16 protein-coding genes and 1 pseudogene are annotated in these 19,650 nt (G+C 70.8%); 4 read left to right on the forward strand and 13 right to left on the reverse strand.

All coding sequences use genetic code 11. The features are described from left to right. Positions 1-558: 558 nt before the first annotated feature. Positions 559-1,017 carry a hypothetical protein gene (locus tag ACTWPW_RS57340; RefSeq protein WP_375111992.1) on the reverse strand — a complete coding sequence of 153 codons (459 nt, stop codon included), beginning with the start codon at positions 1,015-1,017 and terminating at the stop codon, positions 559-561. 679 nt (positions 1,018-1,696) lie between these two features. Continuing rightward, positions 1,697-2,704 (reverse strand): LacI family DNA-binding transcriptional regulator, encoded by a 1,008-nt coding sequence (locus ACTWPW_RS57345; RefSeq protein WP_375118102.1) that lies wholly within the window; start codon positions 2,702-2,704, stop codon positions 1,697-1,699. Positions 2,705-2,977: 273 nt separating this feature from the next. On the opposite strand from ACTWPW_RS57345, the gene ACTWPW_RS57350 reads away from it, so the two are divergent. Both ACTWPW_RS57350 and ACTWPW_RS57355 read left to right on the forward strand, forming a co-directional pair. Continuing rightward, on the forward strand, positions 2,978-5,380 hold the full coding sequence (locus ACTWPW_RS57350; RefSeq protein WP_443174025.1) for a beta-xylosidase/alpha-l-arabinosidase: 2,403 nt from the start codon (positions 2,978-2,980) through the stop codon (positions 5,378-5,380). A gap of 27 nt (positions 5,381-5,407) precedes the next feature. After that, positions 5,408-7,429 carry a beta-galactosidase gene (locus tag ACTWPW_RS57355; RefSeq protein ID WP_443174026.1) on the forward strand — a complete coding sequence of 674 codons (2,022 nt, stop codon included), beginning with the start codon at positions 5,408-5,410 and terminating at the stop codon, positions 7,427-7,429. Here the strand turns inward: ACTWPW_RS57355 and ACTWPW_RS57360 are convergent. The 6 genes and pseudogenes from ACTWPW_RS57360 to ACTWPW_RS57385 all read right to left on the reverse strand — a co-directional run. Beyond that, positions 7,420-7,923 (reverse strand): nuclear transport factor 2 family protein, encoded by a 504-nt coding sequence (locus ACTWPW_RS57360; RefSeq protein WP_443174027.1) that lies wholly within the window; start codon positions 7,921-7,923, stop codon positions 7,420-7,422. The two genes, ACTWPW_RS57355 and ACTWPW_RS57360, sit on opposite strands and share 10 nt — an antisense overlap. A gap of 59 nt (positions 7,924-7,982) precedes the next feature. Further along, positions 7,983-8,408, reverse strand: a complete 426-nt coding sequence (locus ACTWPW_RS57365) for a nuclear transport factor 2 family protein (RefSeq protein ID WP_443174028.1) — start codon at positions 8,406-8,408, stop codon at positions 7,983-7,985. Positions 8,409-8,457: 49 nt separating this feature from the next. Next, positions 8,458-8,967 carry a phosphotransferase family protein gene (locus ACTWPW_RS57370; RefSeq protein ID WP_443174029.1) on the reverse strand — a complete coding sequence of 170 codons (510 nt, stop codon included), beginning with the start codon at positions 8,965-8,967 and terminating at the stop codon, positions 8,458-8,460. A gap of 358 nt (positions 8,968-9,325) precedes the next feature. Then, entirely contained in the window at positions 9,326-10,300 is a 975-nt protein-coding gene (gene add, locus ACTWPW_RS57375; RefSeq protein WP_443174030.1) for an adenosine deaminase, read from the reverse strand. A gap of 48 nt (positions 10,301-10,348) precedes the next feature. Continuing rightward, complete coding sequence (locus ACTWPW_RS57380; RefSeq protein ID WP_375118095.1) at positions 10,349-11,110, reverse strand: class I SAM-dependent methyltransferase; 762 nt, start codon at positions 11,108-11,110, stop codon at positions 10,349-10,351. 113 nt (positions 11,111-11,223) lie between these two features. Beyond that, a pseudogene (locus ACTWPW_RS57385) lies at positions 11,224-12,216 on the reverse strand (RNA polymerase sigma factor); the annotation flags it as partial. Positions 12,217-12,327: 111 nt separating this feature from the next. Between ACTWPW_RS57385 and ACTWPW_RS57390 the strand changes: the two are divergent. Continuing rightward, positions 12,328-13,080 carry a TetR/AcrR family transcriptional regulator gene (locus ACTWPW_RS57390; protein ID WP_443174031.1) on the forward strand — a complete coding sequence of 251 codons (753 nt, stop codon included), beginning with the start codon at positions 12,328-12,330 and terminating at the stop codon, positions 13,078-13,080. 23 nt (positions 13,081-13,103) lie between these two features. Here ACTWPW_RS57390 and ACTWPW_RS57395 read toward each other — a convergent pair whose 3' ends face one another. From ACTWPW_RS57395 to ACTWPW_RS57410, 4 genes are read right to left on the reverse strand one after another with little or no spacing between them, the layout of a single operon-like run. Then, entirely contained in the window at positions 13,104-13,421 is a 318-nt protein-coding gene (locus tag ACTWPW_RS57395; RefSeq protein ID WP_375118093.1) for a hypothetical protein, read from the reverse strand. Beyond that, positions 13,385-14,482, reverse strand: coding sequence for a winged helix DNA-binding domain-containing protein (locus ACTWPW_RS57400; RefSeq protein ID WP_375118092.1), 1,098 nt, complete (start codon positions 14,480-14,482; stop codon positions 13,385-13,387). The genes ACTWPW_RS57395 and ACTWPW_RS57400 overlap by 37 nt, the downstream gene beginning before the upstream one ends. 16 nt (positions 14,483-14,498) lie before the next feature. Next, a complete protein-coding gene (locus ACTWPW_RS57405) occupies positions 14,499-15,929 on the reverse strand; it encodes a WS/DGAT/MGAT family O-acyltransferase (protein WP_375118091.1) in 1,431 nt (476 codons plus the stop codon). A gap of 24 nt (positions 15,930-15,953) precedes the next feature. After that, complete coding sequence (locus tag ACTWPW_RS57410) at positions 15,954-17,003, reverse strand: winged helix DNA-binding domain-containing protein (RefSeq protein WP_443174032.1); 1,050 nt, start codon at positions 17,001-17,003, stop codon at positions 15,954-15,956. 9 nt (positions 17,004-17,012) lie between these two features. On the opposite strand from ACTWPW_RS57410, the gene ACTWPW_RS57415 reads away from it, so the two are divergent. Beyond that, the gene (locus ACTWPW_RS57415; protein WP_375118089.1) at positions 17,013-18,191 is read left to right on the forward strand and encodes a cysteine desulfurase-like protein; all 1,179 of its coding nucleotides are present in this window, start codon (positions 17,013-17,015) and stop codon (positions 18,189-18,191) included. Positions 18,192-18,342: 151 nt separating this feature from the next. Here ACTWPW_RS57415 and ACTWPW_RS57420 read toward each other — a convergent pair whose 3' ends face one another. Continuing rightward, entirely contained in the window at positions 18,343-18,786 is a 444-nt protein-coding gene (locus tag ACTWPW_RS57420; RefSeq protein WP_375118088.1) for a hypothetical protein, read from the reverse strand. Between the last annotated feature and the right edge of the window lie 864 nt (positions 18,787-19,650).

Genomic DNA, 19,650 nt, shown 5'->3' on the forward strand with positions numbered 1-19,650 from the left:
CCGCAGCATAATCACGAATGGTCGTGTGCCCACACTTTGGGACTCCGGAAGTTATCCACAACCATGCCGACCAGCACTTTCGCTCAACGATCAAGGCTTATGTGCCCGCGAACTGCGAAACTCGGGTGCAACCATGACCGTGGTCCGGCAGCGCCGATGACGGAACGGGCGAGCCATAGGGACACGCCGAGCCCGGTGGAGGAGTAATTGACCAGGACGAGTTTGTCCGCGTGACACTCGCTTAGTTTAGCCGTGCATGGACATCGCCCCCAGATAGTGACTGCGATAAGCAGCGGTCAGGGCCGGTAGCTGCTGCATGCTTGGGGGCATATCGTTCGGCTCCTCTTTCCTCACGTGATCGGGCGGGACGGAGGAACTCTTTCAGCCCGGACAGCGCCACATACCCCGGCATATCCCGCCGTCGGGAAGCCGCCAGGCGCCTGCACAGCCGGCAGGCGGGCGTGGCCAAGCTCATCGTCGCAGACGCCCTGGTGAAGGTGATCACGGGTACGCGCGGGAGTGCCGGGCGGAGCGGTACATGCGCGAACCCCTGGCGCGTCAACCCAACCCGCCAAAATCAATGATCTTCCAGGGTGCGTCATTCGACTGCCTCCCCGTCATAAAGCTGTACGGATAATGGGGATCATCGTTCGGGGGGTCTTCGTTGCACCGGCGCACCTCAATACGGACGTAGACCCGTTGCACTTGTCGATAACCGCCACGGCCGTACACGTCAGGGACCGGCCCGCTGACCTCGGAGACCTTCACGCTGGTCCAGGTGTCCATCGGATCCTCATCATTCAGCCAGCCATGGACGCGCCGGTAATAGGATGGCTCCGACAATGTACGAGCCGCTTCGGCATCACGGGCCGCGATGGCCGCGAGATACGCGCGGACCACTACATCGGCAGGCGAATCGGGCTTCGGTATGGTAACCGGCGACCCCTGCGAAACAGCGCAGGTCGCACAGCCGCCACCACAGCACATCCAGAACAGGGTGGCCAGCGTCGCGAGCACCCGTCTTATCGTCAACTCCTGATCCTTCACGCTTGGTACGGCTGAAACCAGGTGGTGAGTGGCTCCGCTGCCCGGAACCACCCACCACCTGGTTCGGAAGGGCTATGCCGGATCCATCAGTACAGGACCCTTATCGCATAGACCTTGATGTTCGGATTATTCTTCTTGACCGCCGGAAGGGAGATGGCCAGGGGCCTATAGTCGTATGGACTGCTGTGCTGTGCATACTCCACGCCCTTCCATGAGCCGGATTTGATTCGGCTAACTATCGAGACGTGCCCGAAGTCGGGACTTCCGCCAGAGTAGCTCTATCTAACGTCCGAGCGGTTCCTCACGGCATCGAGCGACGGGGGGCGATCAGCAGGTCACCATCACCGCCGAGGTGTTGCGCGATATTCTGGCCCGTCAGCAGGCAACGGCACGGACAAATCTGGTGGTGCCGCACCACCAGTATCAACGGCGCCACCTCCTTCCGACATGGACATGTAAGCCGTCCTCCGCGACCCCGTCACCAGCGAAGTCACCTGACTGCCACGGCGTATGGCGGCTGGACGCACTCTCGACAGGGTGATCCCGAACCGCCGCCCGGTCCGCAACCAGGAAGCACGTCCCAACCGCTGGGATTCCATGGTCCACATCAGACAGCACTAAACGCCCACTTAATCGGGCCCGCGCACGGTCAGCGGTGGCGGGTCGTGCTGCCGCGGACGACGAGGGTGGTGGCGAGCTCGATGCGGGTGCCCGCGGGCCCTCTCGGATGGGTCAGCTCCTCGGCGACGAGCCGGACCGCCTCGTTGGCCATGTCGTCGAGCGGCTGCCGGACGGTGGTGAGCGGCGGCGAGAGCATGTCGCACAACATCGAGTCGTCGAACCCCACCACCGACACGTCGTCGGGCACGCGCAGGCCCCGCTCCGTGGCCGCCTGGTAGACGCCGGCGGCCTGCAGGTCGTTCCCGGCGAAGACGGCGGTGGGCGGGTCGTCGCGGTCGAGCAGCCAGCCCCCGAGGTCCTTGCCGCCCGTGACCAGGAAGTCGCCGTAGCGGGTCAGCGCCGGGTCGGAGTCGATGCCGAACGTACGGTGCGCGGCGAGGTAACCCTCGTACCGGTCGAGCGTGCACTGCGTGTCGAGCGGCCCGCCGATGAACCCGATCCTGGTGTGCCCCAGCTCCAGCAGGTGGGTGGTGGCCATGACGCCGCCCAGCCAGTTCGTGGCGCCGACCGTGGACAGGCGCGGGTCGCGCTGGCCGACCGGGTCGAGCAGCACCAGGGGCACGTGCAGGAGCTCCTCGATGGCGGTGATCTCGCGCTGGTCGGCCCGGGAGAGCACCAGCACGATGCCGTCGGTGTTGCGCTTGCGCACCATCCCGATCCAGCGCCGCAGGTCGAAGTCGGACCGGGCGGAGGAGGTCACGACGAGCGAGAACCCCCACCGCGCCGCCGCCTTCTCGGCGCCGCTGATGAGCACCTGGGCCCACGGGGAGCCGAGCCCGTCGATGAGCAGGTCGACCACGCCGACCCTGGGCCTGCTGGGCGGGCGCGGGGCCTCGTATCCGGAGGTCCTGACCGCTTCGAGAACCTTGTCCCTGGTGGCGGCGGAGACGTGCTTCTTCCCGCTCAGGACCTTGGAGACGGTCGGCACCGACACTCCGGCCGCCGCCGCGACGTCAGCCAGCGTGGCTCGAGGCACATGACCTCCTGTTGCCGTGGTGCCGCCATCCGGCGACACCGGCGAGTTCGACTTTCGGAAAACCACCTTGAAACACGACAGCCCTCTGACCTGGCCCGACCAGCGAAATGCCGGCAATTAACCCAGACTGTTGACATGGCTACGAGCGGCAGCCTAGCGTAACGGTTCGGCAATGTCACGGTAACCTTTCGGAAAGTTAACCAGAAACTTTCCGGTCGGTCCAGGCATTGCGAACCACCGTTTTGTTAGCGCTATCAACGATGAAGAGGGTGTATGCCTGCACGTGCTGAGCGGCCGGAGATCACCGAGCGCCGCTTGCGACGGGTCGAGAAACTGCTGGCCGACATGTCCCTCGGCGAGAAGCTCGCCCAGCTGGTCGGCGTGTGGCTGAACGTCAACCGCGACGAGGGCGTCGTCGCGCCGCTGCAGGACTCGATGCAGGGTGAGGACGTGCAGTTCGAGGCGTTCGCCCGGGACGGCCTGGGACAGATCACCCGCCACTTCGGCACCAGGCCCGTCGATCCCGGCTGGGCGCGCTCGGCGCTGGCCGAGCGGCAGCGCTGGCTGCGCGAGAACACGCGGCTCGGCATCCCCGCCCTCGTGCACGAGGAATGCCTGACGGGGCTGGCGGCGTGGCGGGCCACGACCTATCCTGCGCCGCCGTCGTGGGGTGCGTCGTTCGACCCGGACCTGGTGGAGGAGATGGGCCGCCGGATCGGGGCGAGCATGCGCGCGCTGGGGGTGCACCAGGGTCTGGCGCCTGTGCTCGACGTGATCCGCGACCAGCGGTGGGGGCGGGTGGAGGAGTGCGTCTCCGAGGACCCGTACGAGGTCGCCACCATCGGCGCCGCCTACGTGCGCGGCCTGCAGTCCACGGGCGTGATCGCGACGCTGAAGCACTTCGTCGGCTACTCCAACTCCCGCGCCGGCCGCAACCTCGCCCCGGTGCACGCGGGCGCCCGCGAGGTGGCCGACACGCTGCTGTTCCCGTTCGAGGTCGCGGTGCGCGACGCGGGCGCCGGCTCGGTCATGAACTCCTACGCCGAGATCGACGGCGTCCCGATCGCCGCCGACGACCACTACCTGACCCGCGTCCTGCGCGACGACTGGGGTTTCGAGGGCACGGTCGTCGCCGACTACTTCGCCGTCGCCTTCCTGCACACGCTGCACGCCGTGGCCACCGACGCCGAGGACGCCGCCGTGCAGGCCCTGACGGCGGGCATCGACGTGGAGCTGCCGACCGGGGTGGCCTACCTGGAGCCGCTGGCGCGGGCGGTCACCTCCGGCCGGATCGACGAGGCGCTCATCGACCGGGCGCTGCGCCGCGTGCTGCGGCAGAAGGCCGGGCTCGGGCTGCTCGACGACGACTACGACCCCGAGCCGGGCCGCGCGGAAGAGGGCCCCGTGAACGGCCCCGTGGACGGCCCCGTGGACGGCCCCGTGGACGGCCCCGCGAACGGCCCCGCGAACGGTCCGGAAGACGGCCGGGTGGACCTCGACGATCCCGCCTCCCGCGACGTCGCGCGGCGGCTGGCCGAGGAGTCGGTCGTGCTGCTGACCAACGACGGCGTGCTCCCGCTCGGCGACGCCTCGGGCAGGAAGGTCGCGGTCGTCGGGCCGAACGCCGACGACGTGGCCGCGCTGTTCGGCTGCTACTCCTTCGTCAACCATGTGCTGCCGCACTTCCCCGATGTGGAGACGGGGCTGGCCGCGCCCACGCTGCTGGAGGCGCTGCGGGCGGAACTGCCCGGCGCGGAGCTCGCGACCGAGCGGGGGACGGGGGTGGACGACGGCGATCGCTCGGGGATCGCCGCCGCCGCCCGCCTGGCCGCCGCGTCGGACGTCGCGATCCTCGTGCTGGGCGACCGGTCGGGGCTGTTCGGCCGGGGCACCTCGGGCGAGGGCTGCGACGTGGAGAGCCTCGACCTGCCGGGCGCGCAGGCGGAGCTGGCCGAGGCGGTGCTGGCCACGGGCACGCCGACTGTGGTGGTGCTGATGACCGGCCGCGCGTACGCGGTGCCGGGGCTGCTCCGTGACGCCGCCGCCGTCGTACAGGCGTACTTCCCGGGCGAGGAGGGCGCGGGCGCGATCGCCCGCGTGTTGAGCGGCGCGGTCAACCCGTCGGGCCGGCTGCCGATGAGCATGCCGCGCGGCACCGCCGGCCAGCCGTACAGCTACCTGCACCCGAGGCTGGGCGCGGCCGGCTCGGTCAGCAACCTCGACCCCGCCCCCGCCCTGCCTTTCGGGCACGGGCTGAGCTACACGAGCTTCGCCTACGCGGACCTGACCGTGGCCGCGGAGGTGCGGGCCGGGGAGCCGATCCGCTGCTCGGTGGTGGTGCGCAACACCGGGGAACGGGCGGGCGCGGAGGTCGTGCAGGTGTACGCCTCCGACCGGATCGCCTCCGTCACCCGGCCGCTCGCGCAGCTCGTCGGGTACGCCCGCGTCGAGCTGGCCCCCGGCGAGAGCGCGCGGGTCGCCTTCGACGTGCCGGCCCGGCTGCTGTCGTTCACCGGCCGCGACGGGCGGCGCGTGGTCGAGCCGGGCGAGGTCGGCGTGTCGGTGCGCCGCTCGGTCGCGGACGTGGTCGAGGAGCGCACGGTGCTGGTGACCGGCCCGGTGTACGCGTTCACCGGCGACGAGCGGCGCCTGACGACCGTGTCTGTCGAGCCCTGACGATCACCAGTAACGGGAGTACCTGAAATGTCACGTATGGAAGCCTTCCGGCGGCGCGTGGGCGGTTTCGCCTTCGGCGGGGACTACAACCCCGAGCAGTGGGACCGTGCCGTCTGGCGGGAGGACGTCCGGCTCATGCGCGAGGCCGGCGTCAACACCGTCAGCCTGGGCGTGTTCGCGTGGGCCTCGCTGGAGCCCGAGCCCGGCAAGTACGAGTTCGGCTGGATGGACGAGATCATGGATCTCCTCCACGAGAACGGCATCAGCGTCAACTTGGCCACCCCCACGGCGGCGCCGCCCGTCTGGCTCACGCACCTGCACCCCGAGGTGTTCCCGATCAGGGAGGACGGGCAGCCGTTCGGCTTCGGCAACCGCCTGCACTACGACCCGTCCTCGCCGATCTACCGCGAGTACGCGGCGAACATCACGACCAAGCTGGCCGAGCGCTACTCCTTCCACCCGGCGCTGGCGATGTGGCACATCAGCAACGAGTACGGCCCCACGTCGTACGGCGAGGCCGCCTCGGTCAACTTCCGCCGCTGGCTGCAACGCAAGTACGGCACCCTCGACGCGCTGAACGAGGCGTGGACCACCCGGTTCTGGGGTCAGGTCTACACCGACTGGGAGCAGGTCGACGTCCCGCACATCCCGCGTAACTGGATGAACCCGACCCGACGGCTCGACTTCAAGCGCTTCACCTCCGACGCGCTGCTGGAGTGCTACATCGCCGAGCGGGACATCGTGCGCTCCTTCCGCGACGACATCCCGGTCATGACGAACTTCATGCGCTTCTTCCGCCACGCCGACTACTGGAAGTGGGCGCCCGAGGAGGACGCGGCCGCGCTCGACATCTACCCGAACCCGGCCGACGCCGACTCCCACGTGTCGGCGGCCTTCAACTACGACCTGTTCCGCTCGCTCAAGGGCGGGCAGCCGTGGATGCTGATGGAGCAGTCCAGCAGCGCGGTCAGCCAGTGGGCGCTCAACATCGTCAAGGAGCCGGGGCGGATGCGGCTCGGCTCGCTGCAGGCGGTCTCGCGGGCGGCCGACTCGGTGATGTTCTTCCAGTGGCGGGCCAGCCGGGGCGGCCAGGAGCGCTTCCACTCGGCGATGCTGCCGCACTCGGGGCCGGACTCGCGCACGTTCAGGGAGATCACCGATCTCGGGCGGGAGATGAAGCTGCTCGCCCCGGTGGCCGGCACGCGCTCCCAGGCGGAGATCGCGATCCTGTTCGACTGGGACGGCTGGTGGGGGCTGGAGGAGGTCTTCGGCCTGCCGCGGTCCGACTTCAGCTACACCGACACGGTGATGCGGCACTACACGCCGCTGTGGGAGCGGCACCACGCCGTGGACGTGGTGTCCCACGGGTCGTCGCTGGACGGGTACAAGGTGCTGGTGGTGCCGAACGCGTACCTGATCTCCGACGAGGCGGTGGCCCGGATCGACGCGTTCGCCAGGAACGGCGGCACGGTCATCATGTCCTTCTTCTCCGGCGTCGTGGACGCCGACAACCGGGTGCGCCCGGACGGCTACCCGGGGGCGTTCCGCCGGCTCATCGGCGCGAAGATCGACGAGTACTGGCCGGCGCGGCCGCACGAGGAGTTCGCCGTGTCGTTCGCCGACGGGCGGCGCGCGACCGCGACGTGGTGGCGCGACGACCTGCACCTGGAGACGGGGACGGCGCTGGCGACGTACGCGGACGGGCTGCTGGAGGGGCGGGCCGCCGTGGTCGAGAACCGGTACGGCGCCGGGCGGGTCGTCTACTTCGCGACCCTGCTGGAGCGGGACGCCTTCGACGCCGTGGTGACCGAGACGGTGGCGCGGGCGGGGGTGCGCTCGCGCTTCGAGGGCGTTCCGGCGCACGTGGAGTGCTCGGTGCGGGGGGACGCCACGCACGAGTACGTGTTCCTGCTCAACCACAGCGCCGAGGCGGGCGCGTCCGTCCCCGTGGGAGGGGAGGGGACGGACCTGCTCACCGGGCGGCCGGTGGCGGGCGAGGTCACGCTGGAGCCGCTGGGGGCCGCGGTGATCCGCATCGCTCACACGTAACGGCCCACGCAGTCGGCGAAGCGGTCCGCGCGCACCTCGCAGTCGTAGGTGAAGTGCTCGCGGCCGCCGCCGCCGGTGTCGTAGTCGTACTCGGCCACGACCCGCCCTTCCCGGCCGGGGGTCAGGGCGAGCAACGTGTACCGTCCACCGGCCCGGATGACCTCGGGGACCAGGAAGCGGTCCATGATCTCCGCCCGGCCCTGGTAGATCCGCCCCACGCTGTCGAACCGGGCCTCGGGGGCGAAGGTGTCCCTGACGCCCGCCTCGTCACCGGCGTTGACCGCCCCCACGAACCGCTCCACCAACGCCCGCTGCCCCTCCGGCACGGTCCCGCCTGAAGGTGTCCCGGGCGGGGACGTGGAGGTGGCTCTCGAGGCTGTGCCACCGGGCGGGGTGGCGCCGGGTCCGGGGCCCTGTGAACAGCCGGCCGTCGCGGCCACCACCACCGCCGCGAGCGCCACCACCTTCGCCGCCACGCGCATCATGATCGTCATGCCCTCATGCTGTGCCCGGCCCACGCTTGCCGTCCAAGACCTGTCGCCATGACCATCGGCTATGGCACGGCTCCCTCCAGCATGCGGCGGCCCCTGGCGGTGTCCATGTACTCGCGTACCCGGTGGATCCGTCCGTCCCGGAGCTCGAAGACGAAGCAGTAGTCGTTGCGGTAGGCGTTCCCGCCGGCGAGCGTGGCCTCCATGGTCTCCTCCACGACCACCACGTCACCGTCGGCGTAGAAGCCGCGGAAGGTCAGCGAGACGTCGGCCACGAACAGGCGGGGGAAGTCGACGGTCAGGAAGTGGATGATCGCATCCCTGCCCACCATGTGGTGCGAGCCGCCGAGGGCGACGGCGGTGGCGTTGCCCGGGGGCGCCAGCCATTCGGCGTCCTCGGTGAAGAAGGAGGCGATCACGTCGCGGTCCCGGGTCGAGAACGCCCGCCAGGCGCCCTTGACCAGGTCACGGCTCTGTTCGGAGGTCATGGCGAGGCAGTCTAGGCAGCCTGCGGGGCGGGAGGCTGGCCATATCCGGTCATGGAGCCCGGGACACCACGAACTCCTCGTAGCCGTCGGGCAGCTGCATTCCTCGCGACAGCATCCAGTGCACCCGTCCCGCGCCGGTGAGGGCGAGCGTCGCACGGTACCCCAGCTCGACGTCGGCCCGCCGCAGCCGCCCGTCCGCCCCGGTCAGGAAGTCCTCCACGGGGTCCGTGGACGTGCTGAGCGCCAGTGCCGCCAGGTCCGCCCCGGGTGGCCCGGCTCCCAGCGTGGCCCAGTCCAGCACCACCGTCGCGCCGTCCGGGGACCCTGGCGCGATCAGGTTTCCGGCCGAGAAGTCACCGTGCGACAGGACCGCCGGCAGCCGGGCGAGCCGGGTGAGGAGCTCGTCGCGCCGTCGCCACAGCCGCTCGATGCGCGGGTCGGCGTCCACCGGCGTCCACTCGGTGGCCGCCACGCGCTGGGCGAGCTGGTGGCCACCGAGCCAGGGCACGTCCGGCACCACCGCGCCCGCCTGCCACGCCCCGAGCCGGCGAGCGGCCACGTCCGGGGGACTCGGGCCGCCCGGTGCGTACGGGCCGGAACTCCTTGCGTACGACCCGGAACGGCACCTCCACTCCCCCGCTCAGCGCGATCCCGGTCAGCCTGGCCACCGCACCGGTCGCCGCCCCGCTGCCGCCACCGATCGGCTCGGCGCGACAGCTCAGGACCGACCCACCCGACCGCCCCAGAACCGCCTCCAGCACCGTCGCGGGCAGCCCGTCACCCATCGCCCATCGCCCCCATGCGATCCTCCCTCCGCCCCATCCGCCGCCCGGCCGCGCCAGAAGCAGCCAGAACGCCGGCAGGCGGGGGACCACCCGCCACGGAGTCCTGCGCCACACCCCCGCCGGGCGCGGCGGTCACGAAGCGTCCGGTGGGGAGGCGGTGGGCGGGGCGGCGAGCCACGCGTCCACCCCGGCCCGGAGCTCCGCCTTGAGCGGCTCCGGGGCGAACGAGGCGTCGATCGAGGCCCTGGCCAGCGCGGCCAGCTCCCCGTCCCCGTACCCGAAGACCTCGCGCAGCCGGGTGTACTCCTCCGCCAGCGCCGTCTCCCCGTCCGTGTTGACCGTGACCGCCAGCCCGGCCGCCCGCAGCCGGGGCAGCGGGTGCTCGGCGAGCGACGGCACGAGCCCGAGCAGGACGTTCGAGGTGGGGCAGACCTCCAGCGGGATGCCGCGCTCGCGCACCTCCGCCACCAGCGTCTCGTCGTCGAGCACCCGGATGCCGTGGCCGAGCCGCTCGGTGTGCCCCACGTCGAGGGCCTCGCGGATGCTGGCCGCCCCGGCCGCCTCGCCCGCGTGGTGCACCAGGTGCAGCCCCGCGTCCCGGGCCGCGTCGAACACCTCCGCGAACGGGGCCAGCGGGTGACTCTCGTCCCCGGCCAGCCCGATCCCGATCACCCGGTCGTGGCGGCCGGCCAGCTTGTACGTCCGCCACAACCGCTCCACCGGCCGCCGCCTGGAGTGGTCGAGCAGCACCCGGCACACGATCCCGTGGCGGGCCTGCCCCTCCGCGAGCCCGTCCAGCACCGCCTCCAGCGGCATCTCCGGGTCGCCCACGCGCTCGCCGTGGGAGGCGGCGGTGAAGGTCACCTCGACGTACCGGGTGCCCTGGGCCGCCTCGTCCGCGCAGAACTCCAGCGCGATCCGCCGGAAGTGCTCCGGCGCGCGCAGCAGCTCACGCACCCGGGCCCGCTGGTCGGCGAACTCCCTGAAGGTCCTGAACACCCCTTCGGGCTCGGGCGCGCCGCCCAGGTCGCGCACGGTCCCGGGGCGTACGGTGCTCTCCAGGTGGACGTGCAGGTGGGCCTTGGGCAGTGACCGGATGTCTCTCACGTGCCCCAACCCTAGGGTCGGCCCCGGATCGTCCGCACCTGAGTATTGCTACGACGATCTGGTGACGCGGATCTTCGACTGCTTGTGCGGCAGCCGCTCCCAGTCCTCCATGAACTCCGCCCGCAGCCCGTGCTTGCCGGCCAGCGCGATGAGGGTCTCGGTGCGGTAGTAGAAGTCCTCCCGCAGCACCTGGTGCTCCTTGCCCTCGGTGCGGTCGAAGGTGAAGTCGAACCAGCCGCCCGGCTTCATCACCCTGCCCACGTGGGCGAAGCACTCGTCGATCACCTCCAGCGGCGAGTGCGAGAAGACGCTGTGGGCGTGCACGACGTCGAAGTGCTCGTCGGGCAGGAAGGCGAACCGCAGGTCGCGTACGGGGGTCAGGTGCGGCAGCTTCTCCCCCAGCCCGTGCTGGACGAGCGTGTCCTGGGCGGCCATGAGGATGTCGGGCGAGATGTCGATGCCGTAGTAGTTGCCGGTGTGCAGGTAGTCGATGAACAGGTGGCCCGCCCGCAGGTTGCCGCACCCGATCTCCAGCATCCGGCATTCCGGCTTCAGGCCGTGCTCGACGAGGTAGTCGAACTGCATGCGGCCCAGCGCCAGCCACCGCCGGTGGTTGTGCGAGCCGACGGCTCCCTCGGGGTCGCGGGCGGTGTCGGACCTCATGACGGCCCGGTAATAGGAGACGTGGTCCCGCGTACGCAGCCTGAACCACGTGTCGCGGGCCAGCCGCCGCACGTGGGGAGGGATCTTGTGGGGATTCTTGATCGCGTACGTCACTTGGTGGACGAGGCTCGAACGAGAGCGTTTCACGCCTTGGAATCTAGGCCAGCCACATCGCCTCCCAAAGGGCTGTGGCGACAGTCTTGAGTTCCCGTTTGCGCAGCCTTTCAGTCCGCACCTCGTAACCAAGCGGCGGCGGGCGGTCAGCTCAGGTAGTCGCGCAGGGCCAGTGAGCGGGACGGATGGCGGAGCTTGGACATGGTCTTGGCCTCGATCTGGCGGATCCGCTCGCGGGTGACGCCGTAGACGCGCCCGATCTCGTCGAGCGTCATCGGCTTGCCGTCGGTCAGGCCGTAGCGCATGCTGATGACCCCGGCCTCGCGCTCGGAGAGCTGGTCGAGCAGGGCGTGCAGCTGCTGCTGGAGCAGCGTGAACGAGACCGCCTCGGCCGGGGAGACGGCCTCGGTGTCCTCGATCAGGTCGCCGAACTCGCTGTCGCCCTCCTCCCCCAGCGGCATGTGCAGGGAGATCGGCTCGCGGCCGTAGCCCTGGATCTCGGCGACCCGCTCCACTTCGAGCTCGCACTCCTTGGCGATCTCTTCGGGGGTGGGCTCGCGCCCGAGGTCGCTCTGCAGGCGGCGCTGCATCCGCGCGACCTTGTTGATCAGCTCCACCATGTGCACCGGGATGCGGATCGTCCGGGCCTGGTCGGCCATGGCCCTGGTGATGGCCTGCTTGATCCACCAGGTGGCGTAGGTGGAGAACTTGTAGCCGAGCCGGTAGTCGAACTTCTCGATCGTCCGGATCAGGCCCATGTTGCCCTCCTGGATGAGGTCCAGGAAGAGCATGCCGCGCCCGGTGTAACGCTTGGCGATGGAGACCACCAGCCGCAGGTTGGCCTCCAGCATGCGGCGCTTGGCGCGCTCGCCGTCCTCGGCGATCCACTCCAGCTCGGTGCGTAGCCCGGCGGGCAGTCCCGGCTCGGTGTCGAGGCGCTCTCTGGCGAACAGCCCGGCCTCGATGCGCTTGGCCAGCTCGATCTCCTGCTCGGCGGTGAGCAGCGGCACGCGGCCGATCTCCTTGAGATAGGTCTTGACCGAATCGGCGCCGACGGCCGTGCCACCGTCGGCAACGTTGTCGTCCAGTTCGAGAACCTCTGCTGCTTGGGACAAAACACACTCCTCGCTCGCTTTGGGGGCGGTTGGACGGCGGGCCTAAACTTAGGTCGCGCCTAACTTTAGGTTCCCTCCAGCGGAGGGTCAACCTAAAATAAGGTCGAACCTAAAAATTTGTGGAAGACTGCGGCTATGAGCATCGACACCTTGGGCTTGAGGGAACAGAAGAAGCGAGAGACCAGGCAGGCCATCTCTGACCACGCTACCCAACTGTTCCTGGAACGTGGCTTCGACCGGACGACGATCGCCGACATCGCCGCCGCCGCCCGGGTGGCCAAGATGACCGTGACCAACTATTTCCCCCGCAAGGAGGACCTGGCCCTCGACCACCACGAGGAGTTCGTGGCGGGCCTGGCGCAGGCGGTGGCGCGGCGCCCGGCCGGGGAGTCGGCGCTGGGGGCGGTGCGGCGCGAGTATCTCGCGGCGCTGGAGCGGCGCGATCCGGTCATCGGCTTCACCGGGCCGGTCTTCGCCCGGATGATCGCCGACAGCCCGACCCTGGTCGCCCGCCTGCGCGACCTGCACGACCAGCGCGAGGAGGCCCTCGCCCGGCAGCTCGCGACGGAGACGCCCGGCGACCCCCTGACGGCGCGGGCCGTGGCCGCGCAGCTCGCCGCGGCCGACCGGCTGCTCTTCCGCGACCTGCAGTCCCGCATGCTGGCGGGCACCGCGGGTGACGCAGGTGACCCCGGGCACGCGGGTGACACGAGCAACCCGGGCCATGCGGGCGATGGGGGTGACCTGGGCGACGACGCGCATGGCGACGGGCAGGACGACGACGCGCGGGACGACGGGACCGCCGCCGCGCTCGCCGAGGTCGCGCGGCGGGTCTTCGGCCTGCTGGAGCCGGCCGTCGGCGCGTACGCCGTCCGCGCCGACCGCTGAGCGCCCGCGCCCGGCCCGCGCGGTCAGCGGGTCAGGCCTTCCACGTAGGTGGCCGCCTCCGTCAGCAGCCCCCGCCACACCTCCTCGTCCGGCACCCGCAGCCCCACCCACTCCCGCATCCGCCGGCTCCCCATCTGCACCACCTCGGCCGTGCCGTCCGCCACCAGGCCGCCCGCCCGCGCCGCGGGAAGCTTGACGATCACCCGATCCCGGGCGAAGAAGGCGTAGACCTTCCCGTTGACCCGCAGGCCTGCGGCGTGCAACATGCGCCCCATGCTCACCTCGGGCCTGGCGAGATGCTCCATCACGAGGTCGTCATAGAGCTCCTGGGCGGTGACCATGCGATCTCCCTTTCCTGGACGCCGGCGAAGGCCATCAGGCGCGCCCCCTCGGTGGCCAGCTCCGCCATCACCGCGTCGGGCAGCGGGTGGAAGGGCTCGACCGTCAGCACGCCGTCCTTAAGGTCCCACATGCCACCGACAGTTCCGTCGACCAGGAAGGTGGGGTAGACGGCCGCGCCCACGCACACCGCCTTGCGCTGCTCGGCGGTCATCATGCGGGTGCGGTCGGCGAAGGCGACGACGAGGTTGTCGAACCAGGGCAGGAAGCGTACGGGGGCGGGCACGTCCTCGGCGGCGAGCGGGGCGTCCGGCAGGTCGTAGAGGACACGACCCTCGCTGTCCTGATATTTCCGGAGAGATGGCATCGCCTCCATGACCGCGCGCAGCCGGGTCAGGCCCGACCACATCTGCACGTCCATCACGCTCGCCGGCCCGAACGCCGCCAGATAGCGCGCCACCAGCCGCTCGATCGGGGGCGAGCACTCCATCGGCCGCCCCAGCCACTCCTCCGCCAGCGTGAACGGCGTCGCCCCGCCCCGCCCCCAGAGCCCGTTCGGCGGCGTGTGCACGATCGGCAGCAGCGCCTGCGCCGAGAAGCCCAGCGCCGTCGGATCGGCCTGCGGCCACCGCTCCAGCAGCAGGTCGCGCAGTTGCGGGCGGGTCAGCGTGCGGCCGGTCAGGTGCCCGCGCGCCAGGGTCACCAGCTCCCCGACGTCCACGCCGCGCGTCACCCGCCCGAACGCCGCCTGCCGCGTCCGGTTGAGGATCACCTGCATCAGCGGCCGGACCCACACGTAGTCGTCGGCCAGCGCCAGGTGCTGGGTCCCGCGCAGCAGCGAGCCCCGCACGACCTGCTTGCCGTGCAGCAGCGCGGCCAGGTCGTCCTGGGTGAAGGAGGCCAGGCGGGTCCACAGGCCGATGTACGGGGCGTCGACCTCCTGGCCCTGCACCGCCACCAGCCGTTCGATGGCCTGGGCGGCCGTCAGGGGCGCGCGGCTCAGCAGGAGCTGGCGTTCCAGGGTCGTGCGGTTCAGCGCCCGGAGGCTCAACGTCTGGGTCATGCGCCCAGCGTAGGGATCAATGCGGCAAGTTCCCTTCCGCATTGCGCAGCTCGTCGAGGGCCGCGCGCAGGTCCCCGGCCAGCTCCCACGCGTCCGGCACCATCTCCCTGTCGGTCACGACGCCGATGTCCAGCGAGCCGTCGTAGGAGAAGGCCGTGATGTTCACGCCGCCGCTGACGTCCGTGATCACCGAGACGGGGTAGTGGGTGAGCAGCCGCGCGCCGCACACGTACAGGGGGAACTGGGGGCCCGGCACGTTCGAGACGATCACGTTGATCGGCGGCGCGGCCTGCCCGACCAGCCCGAACGCCGAGCGCGAGGCCAGCCCCATGAGCGCGGCCGGCATCGACTCGCTGAACTCGCGCAGCCACCGCGCGGGCGCCAGCGAGAAGCGGTCCTTGATCCGGTGCATGGCGTGCCGCACGTGGTGCAGGCGCGAGACGGGGTCGGCGACGTGCACGGCCAGCGGCGCCGTCATGATCGCCACCTGGTTGCCGGGCCCCTCGACCCCGGCGGCCCGCAGCGAGAACGGCACCCCCGCCACCAGCGGCTGGCGCGGCACGCCCCCGTGCGCGGCCAGCCACCTGCGCAGCGCGCCCGCGCACACGGCCATCACGACGTCGTTCACGGTGACCCCGAACGCCTTGCGCACCTGCTTGATCTCCTCCAGCGGCAGCGACACGAACGCGAAGCGGCGGTGTCCCGACAGGGGGCCGCTGAACGGCGTCCTGGGGGCGGGCAGCGGCGGCAGGTCCGGGGCCCGGCCGCTGCCGGCCAGGCGGCGGGCCAGCCCGGAGACGAGGTTGGCGCCCGGGATCGAGGACACGACGGGGATCTCGTCCAGGTGCGGGATGGCGCGGGCGGCGAACCGTACGGCGTAGGCGGGGTTGGTCGCCAGCCTGGCCAGGCCGCGCGCCAGCATGCCGGCCGGCCCGGGCGGCGGCGAGTCGCGCTCCGGCGCGTCCGCCGGCGCCGGCGCGGGCTCCGGGCTGGTGTCGAGCAGCGCGGCCAGCACGTCGGCGCCGCCGATCCCGTCCACGGCCGCGTGATGGATCTTCGTGTAGAGCCCCATGCGGCCGTCGGACAGCCCGTGGATCAGGTAGATCTCCCACAGCGGGCGACCGCGGTCGAGCCGGCGGGAGTGCAGGCGCGAGACCTGGTCGGCGAGCTGCCGGTCGTCGCCGGGCGGGGGCAGGCCGATCTCGCGTACGTGGTAGTCGAGGTCGAGGTCGTCCTCCTGCATCCAGTACGGGTGGTCCAGCCCCAGCGGCACCGTGGCCAGCTTGCGCCGCAGGGCGGGCACGTACGGGAGCCGCCGTTCGAGCAGGGCCTGCAGGTCGGCGCGGTTCAGGTCGCCGTCGAGCACGGCCAGGCCGGCGATGTTGGCGATGTTGGTGGCGGTCTCGAAATGGAGGAACTGCGCGTCCAGGGCGGTCAACTGCGGCATCGTCCCACCTCCGCCCCGAACAAATCAGACTGTGTCCGCCACTTCAAGGGAAAGGGTGACAGCATCCGGTTCGGCGAAGGCCAGCAGCCGCGTCCCCTCCTCCTCCAGGACACCGAGGTCGGCGCCGGCGAAGGGGCTGACCAGCAGCCTGGCCTTCTTCCCCGAGCGCTTGATCTGCCACGTCCCGGCCGCGAACCCGTCCACCAGGTACACCGCCCTCACCCGCAGGTTCTTGGTGGCCACCCGGCCCTTGTACTCCTCGGCCAGCACCCGGGTGCGGTCGGCGTGGCCGAGGATCAGGGTGTCGAAGTCGGGCAGGAATCGTACGGGCGCGGGCACGTCGCCGCCCGGCCTGGGCGCGCCGGGCAGGTCGAACAGCTGCCGGCCCGCGAAGTCGGCGACCCGCTCCAGGTCCATGCCCTCCATGACCTTCCTGAGCCCGCCCAGCCCCGACCAGGTCTGCACGTCGGCGGGGGTGGCGGGGCCGAACGCGGCCAGGTACCGCTCGATCAGCGCCTCCGGGCCGGCGGGTGTCGGCTCGATGCCGGGCAGGCCGAACGACGGCTCGCGCGGGAAGCTCCATCGGTCCTCGGTCGGCTCCATGACCAGCGGGGTGAGCATGCGTACCGCGTAGCCGAGCGCGCGGTCGTACGCGTCGGGGAACTCCGCCAGCAGCCGCGGCCGCAGCTCGTTGAACGTCATGGGCCCCGCCGCCAGCAGCCGGTCGGCGGCGGCCACGACCGCGTCGAAGTCGACCTCCGGGAAGCGGCGCGCGGCGGCGGCCAGCACGGGCCGCACCACCGGCCGGAACGCGGCGAAGTCGGCGGCCGTCACCAGGTGCAGCGTGGCCCGCCACATGGTGGCCCGTACCAGCGTGCGCGCGTGCAGCGCCGCGTGCAGGTCGTCGCGCTCGAACCCCGCCAGCCGGCTCCAGATCCCCAGGTACGGGGGCCGCGGCTCCTGCGCCTGCAGCCCGCCCAGCCGGTGCACGACGTCGGCCACGTCGCCCTCGTGGCGGGAGAGCAGATGCTGGCGGGCCAGCGTGGCACGGTTGAGGTCGCGCAAGGTGAGCATCTACCTATCATGCCTTTCCCCATTAAAGAGGTACGCGCCACGTACCCCGCGCTCTCCGACGGTTACGCCTACCTCGACGGCGCCGCCGGCACCCAGGTGCCCCGGCCCGTGATCGACGCCATCGCCACCGCCTACCGGACGGGGATCGGCAACGTCGGCGGCGCCTTCCCCGCCAGCCATCGCTCCGACGCCATCGTGGCCGCCTGCCGCGCCGCCGTCGCCGACCTGGTCGGCGGCCATCCGGACGGCGTGCTCCTCGGCCCGAACATGACCACCCTCACCTACCGCCTGGCCAGGGCCATCGCGGGGCCGGGCGACGAGGTGGTGGTCTCCCGGCTGGACCACGACGCCAACGTCCGTCCCTGGACCCAGACCGGCGCCACCGTACGCTGGGCCGAGGTGGACCCGGTCACCGGGGAGCTGCCGGTCGAGCAGTACGCCGGCCTGATCAACGAGCGCACCAGGGTGGTCGCGGTCACGGCGGCCAGCAACATCCTCGGCACCCGCCCCGACGTGCCCGCCATCGCCGCGCTGGCGCACCAGGCCGGGGCACTGGTGTACGTGGACGGCGTGCACGCCACTCCGCACGGCCCGGTGGACATGCGCGCGCTGGGCGCCGACTTCTACGCCACCAGCGCGTACAAGTGGTCGGGCCCGCACATCGGCGCGGTCGTCGCCGATCCCGCGCTGCTGGAGACGATCAGGCCGGACAAGCTGGCCTCCTCACCGGACACGGTGCCGGAGCGGTTCGAGATGGGAACGGCCGCGTTCGCCGACCTCGACGGGGTGACGGCGGCCGTGGATCATCTGGCCGCCATGGTGCCGGGCACGGGCAACCGCCGCGACCGCCTGCTGACCTCGATGACCGCCGCCGAGGAGCACGAGCTGTCGCTGTTCGCGGTGCTGGTCGCGGGGCTGGAGACGATGCCGCACGTCACGTTGTACGGCAAGCCGGCCAGGCGCACGGCCACCGCCTACTTCAACGTCGCCGGTCGTACCCCGCGCCAGGTCGCCGAGCACCTGGCCAAGCTGGGGGTGAACGTCTGGAACGGCCACAACTACGCCTGGGAGCTGACCGGCGTGCTCGGCCTGCGCGACACGGGCGGGGCGGTCCGCGCGGGCCTGGTCCACTACAACGACCGCTCCGACGTGGACCGGCTCCTCGACGGGGTGGCCCGCCTGGCCTGAGCCGGCGCCGCCCAGTGCTCGATGCCGGCTGAGCCGTGCCGAGCACTGGGCCGCGTCACCGGCGGCCCCGATCGCCTTCGTGTCCCGGCTCGACGGGCGAGCCGGGACACGAACGCGGTGCCGCCGCGGGCGGGTTCACCGGGACGAGGGATCAGTCCAGCCCGTCCGGCCACCACCAGTTACCGTCGTCGCGCTTCTCCGGCTCGATCTTGTCGATCTTGTCTTCCTTGTCGTCCTTCACCGGCTCCGGCTTGACGACGTCACGCCTGACTTCCTCGTGGCGCCGGTCGAAGCGGTGGTGCTGCCTGTTGCGGGACCGGTTGTCGTTGTCGATGATGACGTCGATGTTCGGAGGACGCCACCGCGGGTGGTGCAGGATCGGCTTCTCCCTCGGGACGTACCTAGGCTTCGAGACGTGCTTGACCGGCTCGGCCGGCGGACCCCCGGCCTGGACAGAGGGGAAGCCCGCGCTCGCGTTGGCCACCCCCATGCCCAGGGGAAGGGCCATGACGCCGGCGGCGATCGCGCCGGTCAGAGCCAGTGCCGCGAGCCGCCCATGGCGCGGCGCCCACGACTGCCGAATCTTGGTGTTCATTTGCTCTCGTTTCCGTTCATGGATACATCGGCCAGACTCCGGCACCCACGCTTCTGGCGGGCACCCAGACGGAAGCAGACGTACCCATACAGATATTCTCAGTTACCTCCTTAAACCCAAACAACCCGTCAAAACCCACAGATCCCATCAATAGCAGGGTTCTCTGCGATCACCCACGTCACAGAGCTGGAACCCCCACCGGTAGATCGTTCTTGGGATCGGGCGCCCCATGTGATCGGGCCGATTACCTTTCCCTGGTGCCGGCGCCGCATTTCCCCCAAAAAGTCGTGCGAAATGTTCTGTTCGTCGTATTAGGGGTTGTTTCGTGCGGCCGATTATGCGCGCGAGCCGCGTTCCGCCCGGAGTTCGGGGCTTGACGATCTTCCCTGAGGAGGGATCCGTGGCGGGATCCGCCCGGCCGACGTCCGGCATGCCAGGGAGACCGTGGCCGAGCCGGCCAGGCCGGCACACGAGCCGGTGCTCGGGGCGAAGGTCGAGCCGCGCCAGGGTTCGCGATGGGGCGGCGGACGGCGGAGGCCGTGCCGGACGTCCAAGGGCGCCTCATCAGGACCCAGGCCGGCGCCGCCACCACCAGGAGCCAGGTGGTCAGCACCGTTCACCACGCCTGACGGCCCCCGAAGGCGCGAGCGGGCATTCGACGCTCGCGCCACCCGAAGGCTCCCTTCAGGGAACAAGATCCATTGCCGGGAAGTGACCGCACCTTGAGGGGGAACCTCAGCCTGAATCCACGGCTTGATTCTTGGTGATCATTTCTCGGTCCAATTCGTCGACGAGGACCGTTCCCGCAGGTAGAGGCCTTGGTTTCAGAGCGTGAGGCACCTGCCGTGCTCGGGTCGCGGCTTG

Origin of the sequence: Nonomuraea sp. KM90 (assembly GCF_052246675.1) — a bacterium.
Taxonomy (GTDB): domain Bacteria; phylum Actinomycetota; class Actinomycetes; order Streptosporangiales; family Streptosporangiaceae; genus Nonomuraea.